Origin of the sequence: Catellatospora bangladeshensis, from assembly GCF_016862575.1 — a bacterium.
Classification (GTDB): domain Bacteria; phylum Actinomycetota; class Actinomycetes; order Mycobacteriales; family Micromonosporaceae; genus Catellatospora; species Catellatospora bangladeshensis.
The window spans coordinates 214,260-228,507 of the sequence record NZ_BONF01000019.1 but is presented as its reverse complement, the minus strand read 5'-3'; the positions used below and the strand labels follow the sequence as shown (position 1 = coordinate 228,507).

The following is a 14,248-nucleotide window of genomic DNA, read 5'->3' as shown; positions in this document are numbered from 1 at the left end:
GAGCGATGCTGCTCTACTTCTTCCGCCCCGGGGAGGGACCAACACATGAGGAAGCTCACCGTCACCGCTGCCGCCGGTGCGGCAGGTGTGGCGCTGGTCGTCGCCGCCCTGCAGTGGCCGGCCGGCGCGACGCCCGCCGGTGACACCGGCGCGGGCCGCGCCGCGGTGGACACCGCCGCGCACCGGCCCCACAACCGGCCCGGCCCGCGCACCGAGCAGTGGATCGGCAAGCGCAAGGCGGCGCTGGACCTGCTCGCCCGCGGCAAGGCGCGGATGGACGCCGACGGCAACGTCACCGTCGACGCCGAGAGCAACAACGTCGTCGAGGTCGCGTTCGAGAAGACCGACAAGATCTTCACCATCCTGTCCGAGTTCGGCACGCAGAGCGTGGGCCGCTACGGCACCGCCCCCGGACCGCTGCACAACGAGATCCCGCAGCCGGACCGGACCACGGACAACTCGACGGTCTGGGCCGCCGACTTCGACTCCGCCCACTACGAGCAGCTGTTCAACGGCTCGGGCGAGTCGATGAAGAGCTACTACGAGGCGCTGTCGTCGGGTAAGTACTCGGTGACCAACACCGTCAGCGACTGGGTGCAGGTGCCCTACAACGCCTCCTACTACGGCGACAACGCCATCGAGGACAACGGCGGCTCGTGGGCGTTCATCCAGGACACCGGCAACGCCTGGTTCCAGCACGCGAGCTCGACCATGAGCACCGCGCAGATCAACGACTACCTGGCGCAGTTCGACGTCTGGGACCGCTACGACTTCGACGGCGACGGCAACTTCGACGAGCCGGACGGCTACATCGACCACTTCCAGGCCGTGCACGCCGGTGAGGGCGAGGACGCGGGCGGCGGCGCGCAGGGCGAGGACGCCATCTGGTCGCACCGCTGGTACGTCAACCCGACCGACTTCGGGCTGACCGGCCCGAGCGTCGGCGGCCAGGCGAACCTGTCCGGCGGCGCTCGCATCGGCGACTCGAACTACTGGCTGGGCGACTACACCACCGAGCCGGAGAACGGCGGCCTGGGCGTCTTCGCCCACGAGTTCGGCCACGACCTCGGTCTGCCGGACTACTACGACACCAACGGCGGCGAGAACACCACCGCGTTCTGGACCCTGATGAGCTCCGGCTCGTGGCTGGGCCACGGCGCGGCGGCGGGCGAGGGCATCGGCACCACCCCCGGCCTGATGGGCCCGGAGGAGAAGCTGTTCCTCGGCTGGCTGGACTACCGCGAGGTCGAGCTGGGCCAGAACGGCACGTTCCAGCTGGACCCGGCGCAGGACGGCACCGCCGCCAACGCGCAGGCGATCAAGGTGAACCTGCCTCCGGCGAGCACGTCGACCACGTACACGACGCCCGCTTCGGGCCAGTACGCCTGGTGGACCGGCAGTGCCGACCAGCTCAACGAGACGCTGACGCACCCCCTGCCGGCCGCGGCGAAGATCACCCTGACCGCGAAGGCGTGGTACGACATCGAGGCGGGCTACGACTACCTGTACGCCGAGTACTCGACCAACGGCGGCGCCACGTGGTCGCAGCTGGGTCAGCCGATCACCGGCTCGTCCAGCGGCAAGTGGACCACGCTGCGCTACTCGTACACGGCGGGCGGCGCGGCGACGCAGTTCCGGTTCCGCTACCAGACCGACGGCGGCGTGCACTTCGCCGGCGCGTTCATCGACGACGTCGTCGTCAAGGCGGGCAACACGACCGTGCTCACCGACGACGCCGAGCAGCCCGGCCAGTGGACCGCGACGGGCCGCTGGCAGCGTTCCACCGGCACCGTGACCACCACGGCCGACCGGTACTACCTGCTGGAGAACCGCCAGTACACCGGGTACGACAGCACCCTGCAGACCGGCCCGTACCAGTTCAGCTACACCTACAGCGCGCCGAACAAGGTCGAGTTCTTCTCGTTCCAGCCCGGCATGCTGGTGTGGTACGTCAACCACGCGATGGAGGACAACAACACCTCCGCGCACCCGGGCAGCGGCCTGTCGCTGCCGGTGGACGCCCGGCCCGTGCCGTTCGCGTACGCCGACGGCACCCGGCCCAGCAACCGCCGCCAGCCGTTCGACGCGACCTTCGGCATCCAGCCGGTGGCGCAGCTGTGCCTGCACAAGGAGGCGCTGGTCGGCAGCGGCAAGTCGCAGACGGTGCAGACGCTGGCGGCGTGCGCGCCGGGCGACGGCGGCATCGCGACGTTCGCCGACGCCAACCCGGACGCGTACTACAGCACCGCCAACCCGCAGGGCAGCGTCAAGGTCGCCGGCCACGGCGTGACCGCGACCGTGACCGCCCAGTCGGGCAACGTGCTGACCGTCAGCGTGGTGAACCCGGCTGCCGCCGGCTGATCCCGTAACCGCACACGGAACAGGCCGGAGGGCCGGGAGCATCCGCTCCCGGCCCTCCGCTCTTTCAGGACGCCGCGCAGGTCGCGGTCGGGGTGGTGGTGTTGCCGTTCTTGTAGAGGGTGATGCCGAAGTTGTTGCCCGAGCCGTTCGGGCGGGCGGTCAGCGTGCCGGTGCTGCCGGTGACCGAGGCGTTCCAGCTGCTCTGCAGGCTCTGGCTGCCGTTGAGCCGGATGGTGACGGTCCAGGTGCTGCTGCCGCTAACGGCCAGGTTCACGTTGAACCGGTCGGACCACTCATCGGCCCGGCTGACGCTGACGGTGCAGCTGCCGCCGCCGCCCCCACCGCCGCCACCAGAGCCGGACGGGGCGACCGCCCGGCCGGTGCTGGCGGAGATGTGGCCGGTGCAGAGGTTGCGCGCCTGCAGGTCCTGCAGGATGCCCGGCAGCGCCTGGACCGTGTTGGCCGGCCAGTCGTGCATCAGGATGATCTGCCCGTTGGTCAGCCGGCTCGCCGCCTGCCGGATCGAGCTGGCGCTGGCGTTGTTCCAGTCCTGCGAGTCGACGTCCCAGATGATCTCCCGCAGCCCGAGCTGGGACTCGATCGACTGCAGCGTCGAGTTCGTCTCCCCGTACGGCGGCCGGAACAGGTTCGGGGTGACCCCGGCCGTCTGCTGGATCGCCTGCTGGGTGCGGGTGAGCTGCGACTGGATGTCGGAGGCGCTCATGTTGACCAGGTGCGGGTGGTCCCAGCTGTGGTTGCCGATCTGCAGCCCGGCGCTGCGGTAGGCCTGCATCAGCGACGCGCTGGCCTGCGCGTTCGAGCCGGTCGGGAACATCGTCGCGGTCGCGTTGTACTGCCGCAGCGTGCTGATCAGCTGGTTGGACGTGCCCGTGTTGGGCCCGTCGTCGAACGTCAGCCCGACGTACCCGGCCGAGCAGCTCGAACCGCCGCCACCGCCGCCGGTCGGCGTGGGGGAGGGCGTCGGGTTGCCGCCGCCTCCGCCTGCCGCGGAGCAGCTCGCGGTCGGGGTGGTGTTGTTGCCGTTCTTGTAGAGGGTGATGCCGAAGTTGTTGCCCGAGCCGTTCGGGCGGGCGGTCAGCGTGCCGGTGCTGCCGGTGACGGAGGCGTTCCAGCTGCTCTGCAGGCTCTGGCCGCCGTTGAGGCCGATCGACACGGTCCAGTCGCTGCTGCCGCTGACGGCGAGGTTCACGTTGAACCGGTCGGACCACTCGTCGGCCCGGGAGACGCTGACGGTGCAGCCGCTGCTGCCGCCCCCTCCGCCTCCACCACCGCCGCCGGAGCCCTCGGCGAGGGTGATGTTCGAGTTGCCGCTGCTCTGGTAGCCCTCGGTCGCCAGGATCTGGTAGTCGTGGCTGCCCAGGTTCATGCCCTTGCTCGCCCACGCGTCGAAGTGGTTGCCGGCCGTGATGGTGCCGCCGGTCCGCTTCTGCTGCCGGACGCTCCAGTACTGGTAGAACGTCGCGGTGCCCTCGATGGAGGGCTGGTTGACCCGCTGCGTGCGGTAGATGTCGTAGGTGCCGCCGTCGCTGGTGACGGTGCCCATGAACGTGCCGGTGGGCCGGTAGGTGCCCCAGTTGTCGACGATGTAGTACTCGATCAGCGGGCCGCGGGTCCAGCCGTACAGCGTCAGGTATGCGTTGCCGGACGGGTTGAAGCTGCCGGAGTAGGTCACCGCCCGGCGGGTGCCGGGCTTCCAGCCCTTGCCGGCGACGAAGTTGTTGACGTTGCTCCACTGGGTGCTGTACTGGCCGCCCGCACCCATGGTCATGGAGACGTTGCCGCTGTCCTTCCAGAACGAGAAGTAGTAGCCGTTGTCGGTGCCGGTCTGGTTCGTGGTGACGGTCGTGTCGGCGTGGGCGGTGACCGCGGGCAGCACTCCGGTGAGGGCCAGCGCCGCGGCGCAGGCCGCGCCGAGGAGCAGCCTGCCGCGGCCGTGCCGGCCGCGTGGGCGGGCGGGTGCGTCGCGCATGTTGAATCTCCCTGTTCGTGGGCCTGGCGGGGACCAGGGGTGGGTACGCCGTCGGCGCGGCGCGGATCGCTGACGGGCGTCGCGATCCGGGCGCACGGCGGCGCAGGGGGCAGACCGGTCTTGGCGTCGACGCCCGGAGGGCCCTCGGGTTCGTCGATGAATGCATCGTCATAATTCGTTGCGTGTATGTCAACGACTTCCGGAAACTATCGGCGACCGCTGATGGCAAACAATCGCAGGTTCAGGGGATATGCCCGCGCCTGTCCTCACGAGACGGCAATCGTTCTGGGCGAACGGTGCTCCGAAAGTTTCGGAATACTTCCAATGTGCTCGGCGGGCTGATCCTCACCCCAGCGCGTGCCCGAAGCGGCGCGCCAGCACCGCCAGATCCGGCTCGCCGTACTGCGCCACCATGTCCGCGAACAGGGCCGCCTTGTCCTCGCCGAACCGGCGGACCTTGCCCGTGTAGGTGCTCGCCGAGACGAACGTCGGCGGGTCGCTCTTGCTGTGGAACTTGTCGGCGTACATCACCAGGCGCTCCTCGGCGGTGTCGGCCAGGTAGTCGCCCGGCGGCAGCGGCAGCCCCTGCCGCAGCACGTCGTCACCCGTGAGCCCGACCCCCGTGTGGTGCGTGCAGAACCGGCACAGCACCTCCGGCCGCCCGGCCTCGCGCAGCAGGTCGTACCCGAGCACGCCGTGCCGGATGTAGAAGCGGTGGTCGAGCTGGCCCGCCGCGTCGTACAGGCGGTAGACGCCGATGTCGTGCAGCAGGCAGCCGGCCCGCACCAGGTCGGCGTTCACCCCCGCGCCGTGCGCGTCGAGCAGCTGCTCGGCCACCGCACAGACGATCACGCAGTGCGTGTGGACGAGGTCGAACGCCTCCTGGCTCGGCGCGTGACGTTCGTGCAGCGCACGGATCTGCTCGTCGGTGGGGATCGCCTTCGGCACCCGATGATTGTGCCGGTCAGGTGCCCGGCTCGGCCCGCACGGCCTGCTCCAGCGGCCGGGCGCGGCGGGCCGCCACCCGCGCCAGCGCCGCGAACAGCGCCACCACGACCCGGTCGAAGACCCGGTCCGGCAGCAGCCACCGGGCGAACACCGCCGCCTTCGCGCCCCGCCCCGTCGCGTAGCGGATGCGCGGCCGCCGCACCGTCGCCGCGCGGGCGATCACGGCGGCCACCACCGAAGGCGGCGAGATGTGGTCCGCCTCGCCGGTCAGGGCTGCCGCATACTGCCGGGCGTACTCGCCGTAGGCGCCGGCGCCGGAGACGGCCAGCAGGCGCTCGCCCGCCACCTGCGGGAACTCCGTCTCGATGCCGCCGGGCTGGATCAGGACCACGTCGACACCGAGCGGCTTCACCTCCACCCGCAGGCAGTCGCTCAGCCCTTCCAGCGCGTACTTGGTCGCGTGGTACCAGCTGCCCAGCGGCTCGTACAGCCGCGCCCCGACCGAGGAGACGTTGATGATGCGGCCCGCACCCTGCGCCCGCATGTGCGGCAGCACCAGCTGACACAGCCGGGCCGCGCCGAACACGTTCACCTCGAACTGCCGCCGCGCCTCGTCGAGGGGCACGTCTTCGAGCGCCCCGAACGAGCCGTAGCCCGCGTTGTTGACCAGCACGTCGATGCGGCCCGACTCGGCGGCGACCCGCTCGACCAGGGCGGTCAGCGCGGCGTCGTCGGTGACGTCGACGCTCGCGGTGCGGATGCCCAGCTCGGCCAGCGGCGCCATCCGGTCCAGCCGGCGCGCCACCGCGTACACGGTGAAGCCCAGCTCGTGCAGGCGGCGCGCGGTGGCCGCGCCGATCCCCGCGGACGCGCCGGTCACGATGGCGACCTTGCTCATGGGCTTCACCTTCGGCAGTGGGACGGGCGATCATTCGACCGCGCCGCCCGTCGGCCGTCAATGGGACTGACGGCTACCCGCCTCCTTGCGATCTTGCTCAGGGGAGGCGGCGGGCGCGAGCCGGCCCGGCGCGACGGCCGGGCCAGCGCAAGCGCAGGTCAGTCCGTGCGGCGGGCGCGGGCCAGCGCGCGCCCGCCGAGCGCCACGCTGATCAGGCCCACGACCAGCGCCACGTACGCGCCGCCGCGGCCGTTGCCGGTGCCGATCCCGCTGTCGGAGGTGGCCACGACCAGCGCGCCGAGCGCCAGCGCGATCACCCCCGCCCCCAGGGACAGGATCGCCCCGAGCGGCCCGTTGCCGACGCCGAGGCGGCCGTGGGGCCGGGCCACCGCCAGCCAGCCGATGACCACTCCGGCCAGCCCGAGCAGGCCGCCCGCGCTGGCGCCGAGCCGCCCGGCGCTCAGGTAGGTGACCCCTGGCGCGGCCGAGGCGTACGCGGCGGCCGGTGCGGCGAACCCGAACACCCCGGCCAGCACGGCGCTGCCCAGGGCGAGCACGAGCCGGACCGGTCGCCGGGCTCCTGACGAGTCCATGTGCGTCTCCTTTCGACGTGTTGCGGTGCAACCGATCCTGTCGCCGGACGCGCCGCCGGTCGTCGTCCCGCCGCAGGCACTTCGCACTGCCGCGGGTGGCGCACCCGCCTGCCGCGGACGCGGTAGAAGCAGCTCGCATACCGCGCCTGCGGTATGCGCCACCTCGTCCGCGGGCAGGTGCCGCCGCGCGCCGGACCCGGTTAGGGTGCGCCCATGAGCACAGGACGGCCCCGTCTCCCCCGCGGCCTCACCGACGCGGCCGTCGCCGTCGGCGTCGCGGTGTCGCTGCTGGCCGCCGGGGTCTCCGAGACCCGTCCCGCGGCCGGCGCCGACCCGCTCGGCTTCGTGCTGCTCGTGGCCGCCGGCCTGGCGCTGATCGCGCGCCGCCGCACCCCGGTGGCCGTGCTGGCCGCCACCGGGCTGTGCACCGTCGGCTACCAGGCGCTCGGCTTCGACGTGCCCGCCGTCGCGTTCCTGTTCGCCGTGTACGCCGCCGTGCGCGCCGGACATCGCCTGGCCACGGCCGTGGCGGCGGTGCTGATGCTGACCGCGCTGCCGCTCGCGGCGCTCACCCTGCCGCAGGGCCTGTCGGTCGCCGAGGCGCTGTCCCGGTCCCGGGGCGCGCTGGAGATCGCCTGGCTGGTCGCCGCCGCCGCCGCGGGTGAGGCGCTGCGGCAGGCCGAGCGGCGCGCCGACGAGGCCGAGCGCACCCGGGAGGAGACGGCGCTGCGCCGCGCCCAGGAGGAGCGCCTGCACATCGCGCGCGAGCTGCACGACACGCTCACCCACCAGATCTCCGTCATCAAGGTGCAGGCCGGGGTCGCCGTACACCTGGCCCGCAGGCGCGGCGAGCAGGTGCCCCCGGCGCTGCTGGCCATCGAGGAGGCCGGGCGGGAGGCGGCCCGGGAGCTGCGGGCCACCCTGGAGGCGCTGCGCGACGACGGCCGGACCCCGCCGCACGGGCTGGCGCACGTTCCCGACCTGGTGGCCCGCGCCCGGTCGGCGGGCCTGGACGCGACCCTGACCATCGAGGGGCAGCGCCACGACGTGCCCGCCGCGGTGGACCGCACCGCCTACCGGATCGTGCAGGAGTCGCTGACCAATGTCGCCCGGCACGCCGCCGCGGCCACCGCCGCGGTCCGCATCGACTACGGGCCGGACGTGCTCGCCATCCACGTCGACGACGACGGGCGGGCCGTGCCCGGCGCCACCGCGACCCCGGGCGTCGGGCTGCTCGGGATGCGCGAGCGGGTCACCGCGCTGGGCGGGCGGCTGCGGGCCGAACCGCGCGACGGGGGCGGGTTCAGCGTGCGGGCCGAGCTGCCGGTGGAGCGTACGCCGTGATCCGGGTCCTGCTCGTCGACGACCAGCCGCTGATCCGCAGCGGGTTCCGGGCGCTGCTCGACGTCGAGGACGGCATCGAGGTGGTGGCCGAGGCCGCCGACGGCGCCGAGGGCGTGGCGCTGGCCCGGCGGCACCTGCCCGACGTCGCGCTGGTCGACATCCGGATGCCGGTCATGGACGGCATCGAGGCGACCCGGCGCATCGCCGCCGACCCGGCCCTGGCCGGGGTGCACGTGGTGATCCTGACCAACTACGGCCTCGACGAGCACGTGTTCCACGCGCTGCGTGCCGGGGCCGCCGGGTTCCTGGTCAAGGACATCGAGCCGGAGGACCTGCTGCACGCGATCCGGGTCGCCGCGCGCGGTGACGCGCTGCTCGCGCCCTCGATCACGCGCCGGCTGATCGACCGGTACGTCACCGAGCCGCCGCGCCCGGACGCCACGGCGGGGCTGGACGGCCTGACCAACCGCGAGCGGGAGGCGGTCGTGCTGGTCGCGCAGGGGCTGTCCAACGACGAGATCGCCGAGCGTCTGGTGATCAGCGTGCTGACGGCGAAGACCCACGTCAACCGCGCCATGGCCAAGCTGCATGCCCGCGACCGGGCGCAGCTGGTCGTGCTCGCCTACGAGTCGGGCCTGGTCGCGCCGCGCGGGCGGTGAACGGAGCCGGGCCGGGACGCGTACGGCGTCCCGGCCCGGCGGCGTGCTGAGCGGTGGGGTGCTCAGCTCACCGCCTTCTTCACCAGCTCGGCGAGCATCGCCTCGTCGGCGGGGGTCAGCTCGGTGATCGCGAACGTGGTCGGCCACACGGTGCCGTCGTCGAGCCCGGCCACGTCGTTGAAGCCGAACGTGGCGTAGCGCGCGCCGAACTTCTCCGCGGCCTGGTAGAAGCAGAGCACCTTGCCGTCGCGGGCGTAGGCGGGCATGCCGTACCACAGCTTCGGCGCCAGCTGCGGCGCGTTGGCCCGGACGATGGCGTGGATGCGCTCGGCGCGGACCCGGTCGGGCTCCTGCATCTCGGCGATCTTCGCCAGCACCGTGGGCTCCTCGTCCTTGGTGCCACGGCGCGCTGACTTGAGCTCCTTGGCGCGCTCCTTCATCGCGGCGCGCTCCTCCTCGGTGAAGCCGTCGTACTTCTCGGCGGCCTTGGCGCTCTTGGCGGCGGTGGTCTTGGCGGTCTTCGTGGCGGCCATGTCAGCTCTCCTGTGTTCGATGCCCGATGAGGTCCCGGATCATCCGCCGGGCCGGTGTCCCGCGGTGTTCCGTGCTTCCCAGTCTTCGCCACGGAGCCCGGCCGGACATCCGTGCTCACCACGGAACCGGCCACGGAACGGCGGCACGCACCGCCCCGGGACCGGGTTCAGGCCTTGTCGCCGTGCCAGGAGTGCCACAGCGCCGCGTACGCCCCACCGGCCCGGACCAGCTCGTCGTGGCTGCCCAGCTCGCTGATCCGGCCGTGCTCCAGCACCGCGACCCGGTCGGCGTCGTGCGCGGTGTAGAGCCGGTGCGCGATCGCGATCACCGTCCGCCCCTCCAGCACGGCTCCCAGCGAGCGCTCCGTACGCCGCGCGGTCGTCGGGTCCAGCGCCGCGGTCGCCTCGTCGAGGATCAGCGTGTGCGGGTCGGCCAGCACCAGCCGGGCCAGCGCCAGCTGCTGCGCGTCGGCCGGGTTGAGCTGCCGCGCCCCGTCGCCGAGTTCGGTGTCGAGACCGTCGGGCAGATCGCCGTACCAGCCCGCGCCCACGGCGGCGAGCGCGGCGAGCATGTCGTCCTCGGTGGCGTCCGGCGCGGCGAACGCGAGGTTGTCGCGCAGCGTGCCGATGAACACGTGGTGCTCCTGGGTGACCAGCGCGATGCGGCGGCGCCGCTCGGCCGGGTCCAGTTCGGTCACCGGCACACCGCCGAGGCTCACCACGCCCTCGCGCGGCGCGTCGATCCCGGCCAGCAGCCGGGCCAGCGTCGACTTGCCCGCCCCGGACGGGCCCACCACGGCCAGCCGCTCGCCGGGACGCACCTCCAGGTCGATGCCGTGCAGCACGTCGTGGCCGCCCGCGTAGGAGAACCGCGCCCCGCGTACGACCAGGGCCTGGCCGGGCGGCGCCGTGGCGACGCCGCGCGGCTCCGGCGGCACCAGCCCGATGCCGAGCACCCGGGACAGCGACGCACCGCCGCGCTGCGCCTGCTCCAGGAAGATGATGATGCGGTCGAGCGGCTCGATGGACTGCTGCGAGTACAGCGTCGCCGAGACCACCGCGCCGAGGCTCAGCCAGCCGTTGCCCAGGAAGAACCCGCCCGCCAGCAGCATCGCCGCCGCGGGCAGCGCGTAGCTGAACTCCACCACCGGGAAGAACACGCTGCGCAGCGCCAGGGTCGCCCGGCGGGTCGTCCACTGGTCGGTGATCCGCGCGGTGCCCTCCCGCTCGCGCTGCCGGGCCAGCCGCAGCGCCTCCACGGTCCGCGCGCCCTCGGCGGTCGCGGTCAGCGTCTCGGTCAGCCGCGACGTCGCATCGCCCTCGGCCAGGTACGCCTGGGGCGCGCGCCGCAGGTACCACCGGGCGACGGCGATCGTGCTGGGCGCACCGGCCAGCACCACGAAACCGAGCAGCGGATGCAGCAGGAACACCGCCGCGAGGATCGCCACCAGCTGGATCGCCGAGATCAGCACCGTCGGCACCACCTGGCGCAGCGCGTTGCCGACGGTCGCCACGTCGACCGAACTGCGCGTGGCGAGGTCACCGGTGCCGGCGCGCTCCACGACGGAGACCGGCAGGCGCAGCGTACGCGCGACGAAGTCCTCCCGCAGCCGCGCGTTGGCGCGTTCGGCGACGCGGTTGCCGAGGTTCTGCGCCGTGCGCGACAGCAGGATCTGCACGACCACGCAGCCGCCGATCGCCAGCGCGAGCACGTCGACCTCGCCCGCACCCGCACCGCCGATGACCCGGTCGATGATCCGCCCTATCAGCCACGGCGCGGCCAGCCCGACGACCGCGGCGGCCAGGTGCAGGACCAGCGTGACGCCCAGCGGGCCCTTCTCGTCGCGGGCCAGCTCGGCGACCGAGCCGCGTATGGTCGCCCGGTCGGCGACGGGCAGCATCTTCATCGGTCCTCCGGCAGCGGTCAACGCAGCGCACCGACTTGCGCGGCGGCATCGGTCTGCGGCTCCTCGGCGTCGCGGGCGACCAGCGCCCGGTAGCCGGGCTCGGTGTGCAGCAGCTCCTCGTGGGTCCCGACGGCGGCGACCCTGCCCTCGCGCAGGTACGCCACCAGGTCGGTCCGGTCCAGCAGCAGCGGGGACGTGGCGAACACGACGGTGGTGCGTCCCGCCCGGTGCGCGTGCAGCCGGTCGGCGATGCGGGCCTCGGTGTGCGAGTCCACGGCCGACGTGGGGTCGAGCAGAATCAGCACCTCGGGCTCGGCGAGCAGGTGCTGCGCCAGGCGCACCCGCTGCCGCTGGCCGCCGGACAGGTTGCGGCCCCGCTCCTCGACCGGCGCGTCCAGACCGCCCGGCAGCGACTCGACCACGTCGTCGGCAGACGCGGTGCGGATCGCGGCGCCGATCTGCGCCTCGGTCACCCCGTCATGGACCCGCAGCACGTCGCGCAGGGTGCCCGCGAACAAGTGCGAGTCGTGCTCGGCGACCAGGATCCGGGTTCGGACCTCGGCCAGGTCCAGCCCGGTGAGCGGCTGCCCGCCCCACGTCACGTCGCCGGGCACGTACCGGCCGAGCCGGTCGGCCAGCGCGATGGCGTCCGCGGGATTCTCGGCGGCCACCCCGAGCAGCAGGCCCGCCGGGACGGTCAGCCCCGAGTCCGGATCGTGCAGGTCGGCGCGGCCCTCCGGAGCCGGGCCGGTGCCCGTCGCGCCCGCGTCGTCGGGCCGCAGCCGCAGCACCGCGATGATCCGGCGGGCCGAGACCAGCCCGCGTACCGTCATGAACCCGCCCTCCAGCAGGAACCAGACCGGCATCGCCAGCACCGCGACGTACCCGTACACGGCCACCAGCTCGCCGACGGTGATCTGCCCCTCGGCCGCCATCCGCGCCGACAGCCACACGACCGCCGCCAGGAACAGCGCTGGGATGCCCACCGTCAGGGCCTGCACCCAGCTCATGATGTCGCCGACCCGGTAACCCTGCCGCAGCAGCAGCTGCGAGCGCTCGGCGTAGCGGCGCGCGAACAGGTCCCGGCCGCCGACCCCGGCCAGCACCCGCAGCCCGGACACGATGTCACCGGCCCGGGTGGTCAGCACGCCCAGCTCGGCCCGGTAGCGGGTGTCAACGCCCTGCAGCTTGTTGAGCAGCGGCCCCACCACCAGCGCCACCACCGGCACGCCCAGCAGCACGACCACGGCCAGCACCGGGTCGACCGCGTTCAGCACGAACCCCGCGGTGGTGTACGCGAGCACCGCGCCCACGCCCGGCCCGACCATGGTCAGCGCCCAGGAGGTCTGCGAGATGTCCGTGCCGCACACCGTGGCGATCTCGCCGCCGGGCACCCGACGCGGCAGCACCGCGCCGAGCGTCGCGACGTGCCGCAGCAGCACCTGCGACGAGCGGGCGGTCGCGTCCTCGCGCAGGAACGTCATCGTCCGGTGCCGCATGATCCCCAGGTACGCCAGCACGACGCCCGCACCGAGGATCGCGGCGACCCAGGTCAGCAGCGCCGGCCAGTCACCGGTGCGCAGGCCGTCGTCGATCGCCCGCGCGATCAGGTACGGCCGGAGCGCGAGCCCGATCATCCAGGTGGTGGCGACGACGCTGCCCCGCAGCGCGCGCGGCCACTGGCAGCGCACCAGCCACCACAGATACCGCGCGGGGCCTCTCGTATCGGGAATGCCGGGGTCAGAGTGGGGGAGACGTGGCGGCATGGGCTCAGGCTACCCAAGATCATCTTTTCTGGCATGCCCGTTTTGCGCCCACCCAGCGTCCTCACCAGCACGTGTGAACAATCGCACCGTAGGGAGGTACGTCCCGGCACTCCACCGCGCGCCAGACGCGCTCATGCCGACGGCACGGTCACCCGTGAGGGCTGGCTCGGCACCCCTGCGCCTCCGGCGCGCCGCGCGCACCAAGATCGGCGTTTCGTGTCGGAAAGTGCGGCCAGACCCCACATTTGGACACCGATCCGCGATCTCCACCAGCCCACCCACACCCGGCCACCACCAAAGATCGCCGTCTCGTGTCGAAACCTATGGCCAGGCCACACTTTCCGACACGAACCCGCGATCACTGGCATTGACAGGTGGCGCTCGAAGCCGAACGATGGTCGCGACCAGAGCCGGTGCTTCGGGGGAACGCTATGCCGTCGACTGACCCAGCCCATTCCGCGTTCCCGCCAGCACGGCCGACCGCGGGCCGGTTGGTAGGCCTGCTGCTCTGGTCGATCGCGGTGGAGCTGGCGGCCGCCGGGCTCATCGCCCTCAACGTGTCCAACATCCGCGGCGCAGGAGAACCCGGCCCGCTCGCGATCGCCGGTGCCATCGTGGATGGGACGATCGCCCTCATCGCGGCGATCCTCGGTATCGTCGCCTGGTTCACGGCGCTCTTCCTGCGAAGGCTGCCGCGTGCCCGGAAGCTGATGGTGTGGGCCGGTTGGCTGCTGGCGGGCGGCATCCTGCTGTTTCTCGCGCTGCGCCTGGTCGTGGGCCTGACGGCCGCCGGTTGAAAGTGAGGCGCTGCCTTGGCGCAGGTGAAGGTCTACGGGCACAGAGCACATCTCGACGCGGCTCGCGGCGCGATCTCGGACGTGATCCACGGTTGCGCCGTCGACGTGCTCGGCCTGCCTGGGGAGAAGCGGTTCCACCGCTTCCTCGCCCTCGAACCCGCCGACTTCATCCATCCGCCGGACCGCACGGACCGCTACACCGTCATCGAGATCTCGATGTTCGAAGGGCGCACGATCGAGACCCGGAAACGCCTGGTCCGGGAGCTGTTCGACCGGCTGGAGGCGGTGTGCGGAATCGCACCGCAGGACGTCGAGATCACCATCTTCGAGACGCCACGCCACAACTGGGGGATCCGGGGCCGCAGCGGTGACGAGCTGACACTGGGTTACCAGGTGGAGACCTGACGCCGCCGTGGGAACGCGATCCACTCCCAGTCGCCCACGCGCCCGGA

12 protein-coding genes are annotated in these 14,248 nt (G+C 72.7%); 5 read left to right on the top strand and 7 right to left on the bottom strand.

The window, feature by feature from the left end; all coding sequences use genetic code 11:
- Window positions 1–45 precede the first annotated feature (45 nt).
- Entirely contained in the window at window positions 46–2,361 is a 2,316-nt protein-coding gene (locus Cba03nite_RS18355; RefSeq protein ID WP_203747398.1) for an immune inhibitor A domain-containing protein, read from the top strand.
- 64 nt (window positions 2,362–2,425) lie between these two features.
- On the opposite strand, the gene Cba03nite_RS40650 is transcribed toward Cba03nite_RS18355, so the two are convergent.
- From Cba03nite_RS40650 to Cba03nite_RS18325, 4 genes are all read right to left on the bottom strand, one after another.
- Complete coding sequence (locus Cba03nite_RS40650; protein WP_346111054.1) at window positions 2,426–4,351, bottom strand: glycoside hydrolase family 11 protein; 1,926 nt, start codon at window positions 4,349–4,351, stop codon at window positions 2,426–2,428.
- Between the two features lie 345 nt (window positions 4,352–4,696).
- Entirely contained in the window at window positions 4,697–5,299 is a 603-nt protein-coding gene (locus Cba03nite_RS18335) for an HD domain-containing protein (RefSeq protein WP_203747395.1), read from the bottom strand.
- A 16-nt stretch (window positions 5,300–5,315) separates the two neighbouring features.
- The gene (locus Cba03nite_RS18330) at window positions 5,316–6,197 is read right to left on the bottom strand and encodes an oxidoreductase (RefSeq protein WP_203747392.1); all 882 of its coding nucleotides are present in this window, start codon (window positions 6,195–6,197) and stop codon (window positions 5,316–5,318) included.
- A gap of 158 nt (window positions 6,198–6,355) precedes the next feature.
- Window positions 6,356–6,790, bottom strand: coding sequence for a DUF6223 family protein (locus tag Cba03nite_RS18325; protein ID WP_203747389.1), 435 nt, complete (start codon window positions 6,788–6,790; stop codon window positions 6,356–6,358).
- Between the two features lie 213 nt (window positions 6,791–7,003).
- On the opposite strand from Cba03nite_RS18325, the gene Cba03nite_RS18320 reads away from it, so the two are divergent.
- Window positions 7,004–8,134, top strand: coding sequence for a sensor histidine kinase (locus Cba03nite_RS18320; RefSeq protein ID WP_203747386.1), 1,131 nt, complete (start codon window positions 7,004–7,006; stop codon window positions 8,132–8,134).
- The gene (locus Cba03nite_RS18315; RefSeq protein ID WP_203747384.1) at window positions 8,131–8,793 is read left to right on the top strand and encodes a response regulator; all 663 of its coding nucleotides are present in this window, start codon (window positions 8,131–8,133) and stop codon (window positions 8,791–8,793) included. The genes Cba03nite_RS18320 and Cba03nite_RS18315 overlap by 4 nt, the downstream gene beginning before the upstream one ends.
- A 62-nt stretch (window positions 8,794–8,855) precedes the next feature.
- On the opposite strand, the gene Cba03nite_RS18310 is transcribed toward Cba03nite_RS18315, so the two are convergent.
- The 3 genes from Cba03nite_RS18310 to Cba03nite_RS18300 all read right to left on the bottom strand — a co-directional run bounded on the left by Cba03nite_RS18310 (window position 8,856) and on the right by Cba03nite_RS18300 (window position 12,999).
- Window positions 8,856–9,326: an iron chaperone gene (locus Cba03nite_RS18310; RefSeq protein WP_203747381.1), complete on the bottom strand. Its 471-nt coding sequence runs from the start codon at window positions 9,324–9,326 to the stop codon at window positions 8,856–8,858.
- Window positions 9,327–9,493: 167 nt separating this feature from the next.
- Entirely contained in the window at window positions 9,494–11,233 is a 1,740-nt protein-coding gene (locus Cba03nite_RS18305) for an ABC transporter ATP-binding protein (RefSeq protein ID WP_203747379.1), read from the bottom strand.
- A gap of 17 nt (window positions 11,234–11,250) precedes the next feature.
- Window positions 11,251–12,999 carry an ABC transporter ATP-binding protein gene (locus tag Cba03nite_RS18300; RefSeq protein ID WP_203747377.1) on the bottom strand — a complete coding sequence of 583 codons (1,749 nt, stop codon included), beginning with the start codon at window positions 12,997–12,999 and terminating at the stop codon, window positions 11,251–11,253.
- A gap of 491 nt (window positions 13,000–13,490) precedes the next feature.
- Here Cba03nite_RS18300 and Cba03nite_RS18295 point away from each other — a divergent pair, with 491 nt between their 5' ends.
- Together Cba03nite_RS18295 and Cba03nite_RS18290 are read left to right on the top strand one after the other, a co-directional pair.
- A complete protein-coding gene (locus Cba03nite_RS18295) occupies window positions 13,491–13,796 on the top strand; it encodes a hypothetical protein (protein WP_203747375.1) in 306 nt (101 codons plus the stop codon).
- Window positions 13,797–13,820: 24 nt separating this feature from the next.
- Entirely contained in the window at window positions 13,821–14,201 is a 381-nt protein-coding gene (locus tag Cba03nite_RS18290; protein ID WP_239125845.1) for a tautomerase family protein, read from the top strand.
- Window positions 14,202–14,248 lie beyond the last annotated feature (47 nt).

What these genes read in the sequence shown, in the direction of transcription:
- Cba03nite_RS18355 (WP_203747398.1), top strand. Translation starts at nt 46, where the DNA reads ATGAGGAAGCTCACCGTCACCGCTGCCGCCGGTGCGGCAGGTGTGGCG.
- Cba03nite_RS40650 (WP_346111054.1), bottom strand. Translation starts at nt 4,351, where the DNA reads ATGCGCGACGCACCCGCCCGCCCACGCGGCCGGCACGGCCGCGGCAGG.
- Cba03nite_RS18330 (WP_203747392.1), bottom strand. Translation starts at nt 6,197, where the DNA reads ATGAGCAAGGTCGCCATCGTGACCGGCGCGTCCGCGGGGATCGGCGCG.
- Cba03nite_RS18325 (WP_203747389.1), bottom strand. Translation starts at nt 6,790, where the DNA reads ATGGACTCGTCAGGAGCCCGGCGACCGGTCCGGCTCGTGCTCGCCCTG.
- Cba03nite_RS18320 (WP_203747386.1), top strand. Translation starts at nt 7,004, where the DNA reads ATGAGCACAGGACGGCCCCGTCTCCCCCGCGGCCTCACCGACGCGGCC.
- Cba03nite_RS18310 (WP_203747381.1), bottom strand. Translation starts at nt 9,326, where the DNA reads ATGGCCGCCACGAAGACCGCCAAGACCACCGCCGCCAAGAGCGCCAAG.
- Cba03nite_RS18305 (WP_203747379.1), bottom strand. Translation starts at nt 11,233, where the DNA reads ATGAAGATGCTGCCCGTCGCCGACCGGGCGACCATACGCGGCTCGGTC.
- Cba03nite_RS18300 (WP_203747377.1), bottom strand. Translation starts at nt 12,999, where the DNA reads ATGCCGCCACGTCTCCCCCACTCTGACCCCGGCATTCCCGATACGAGA.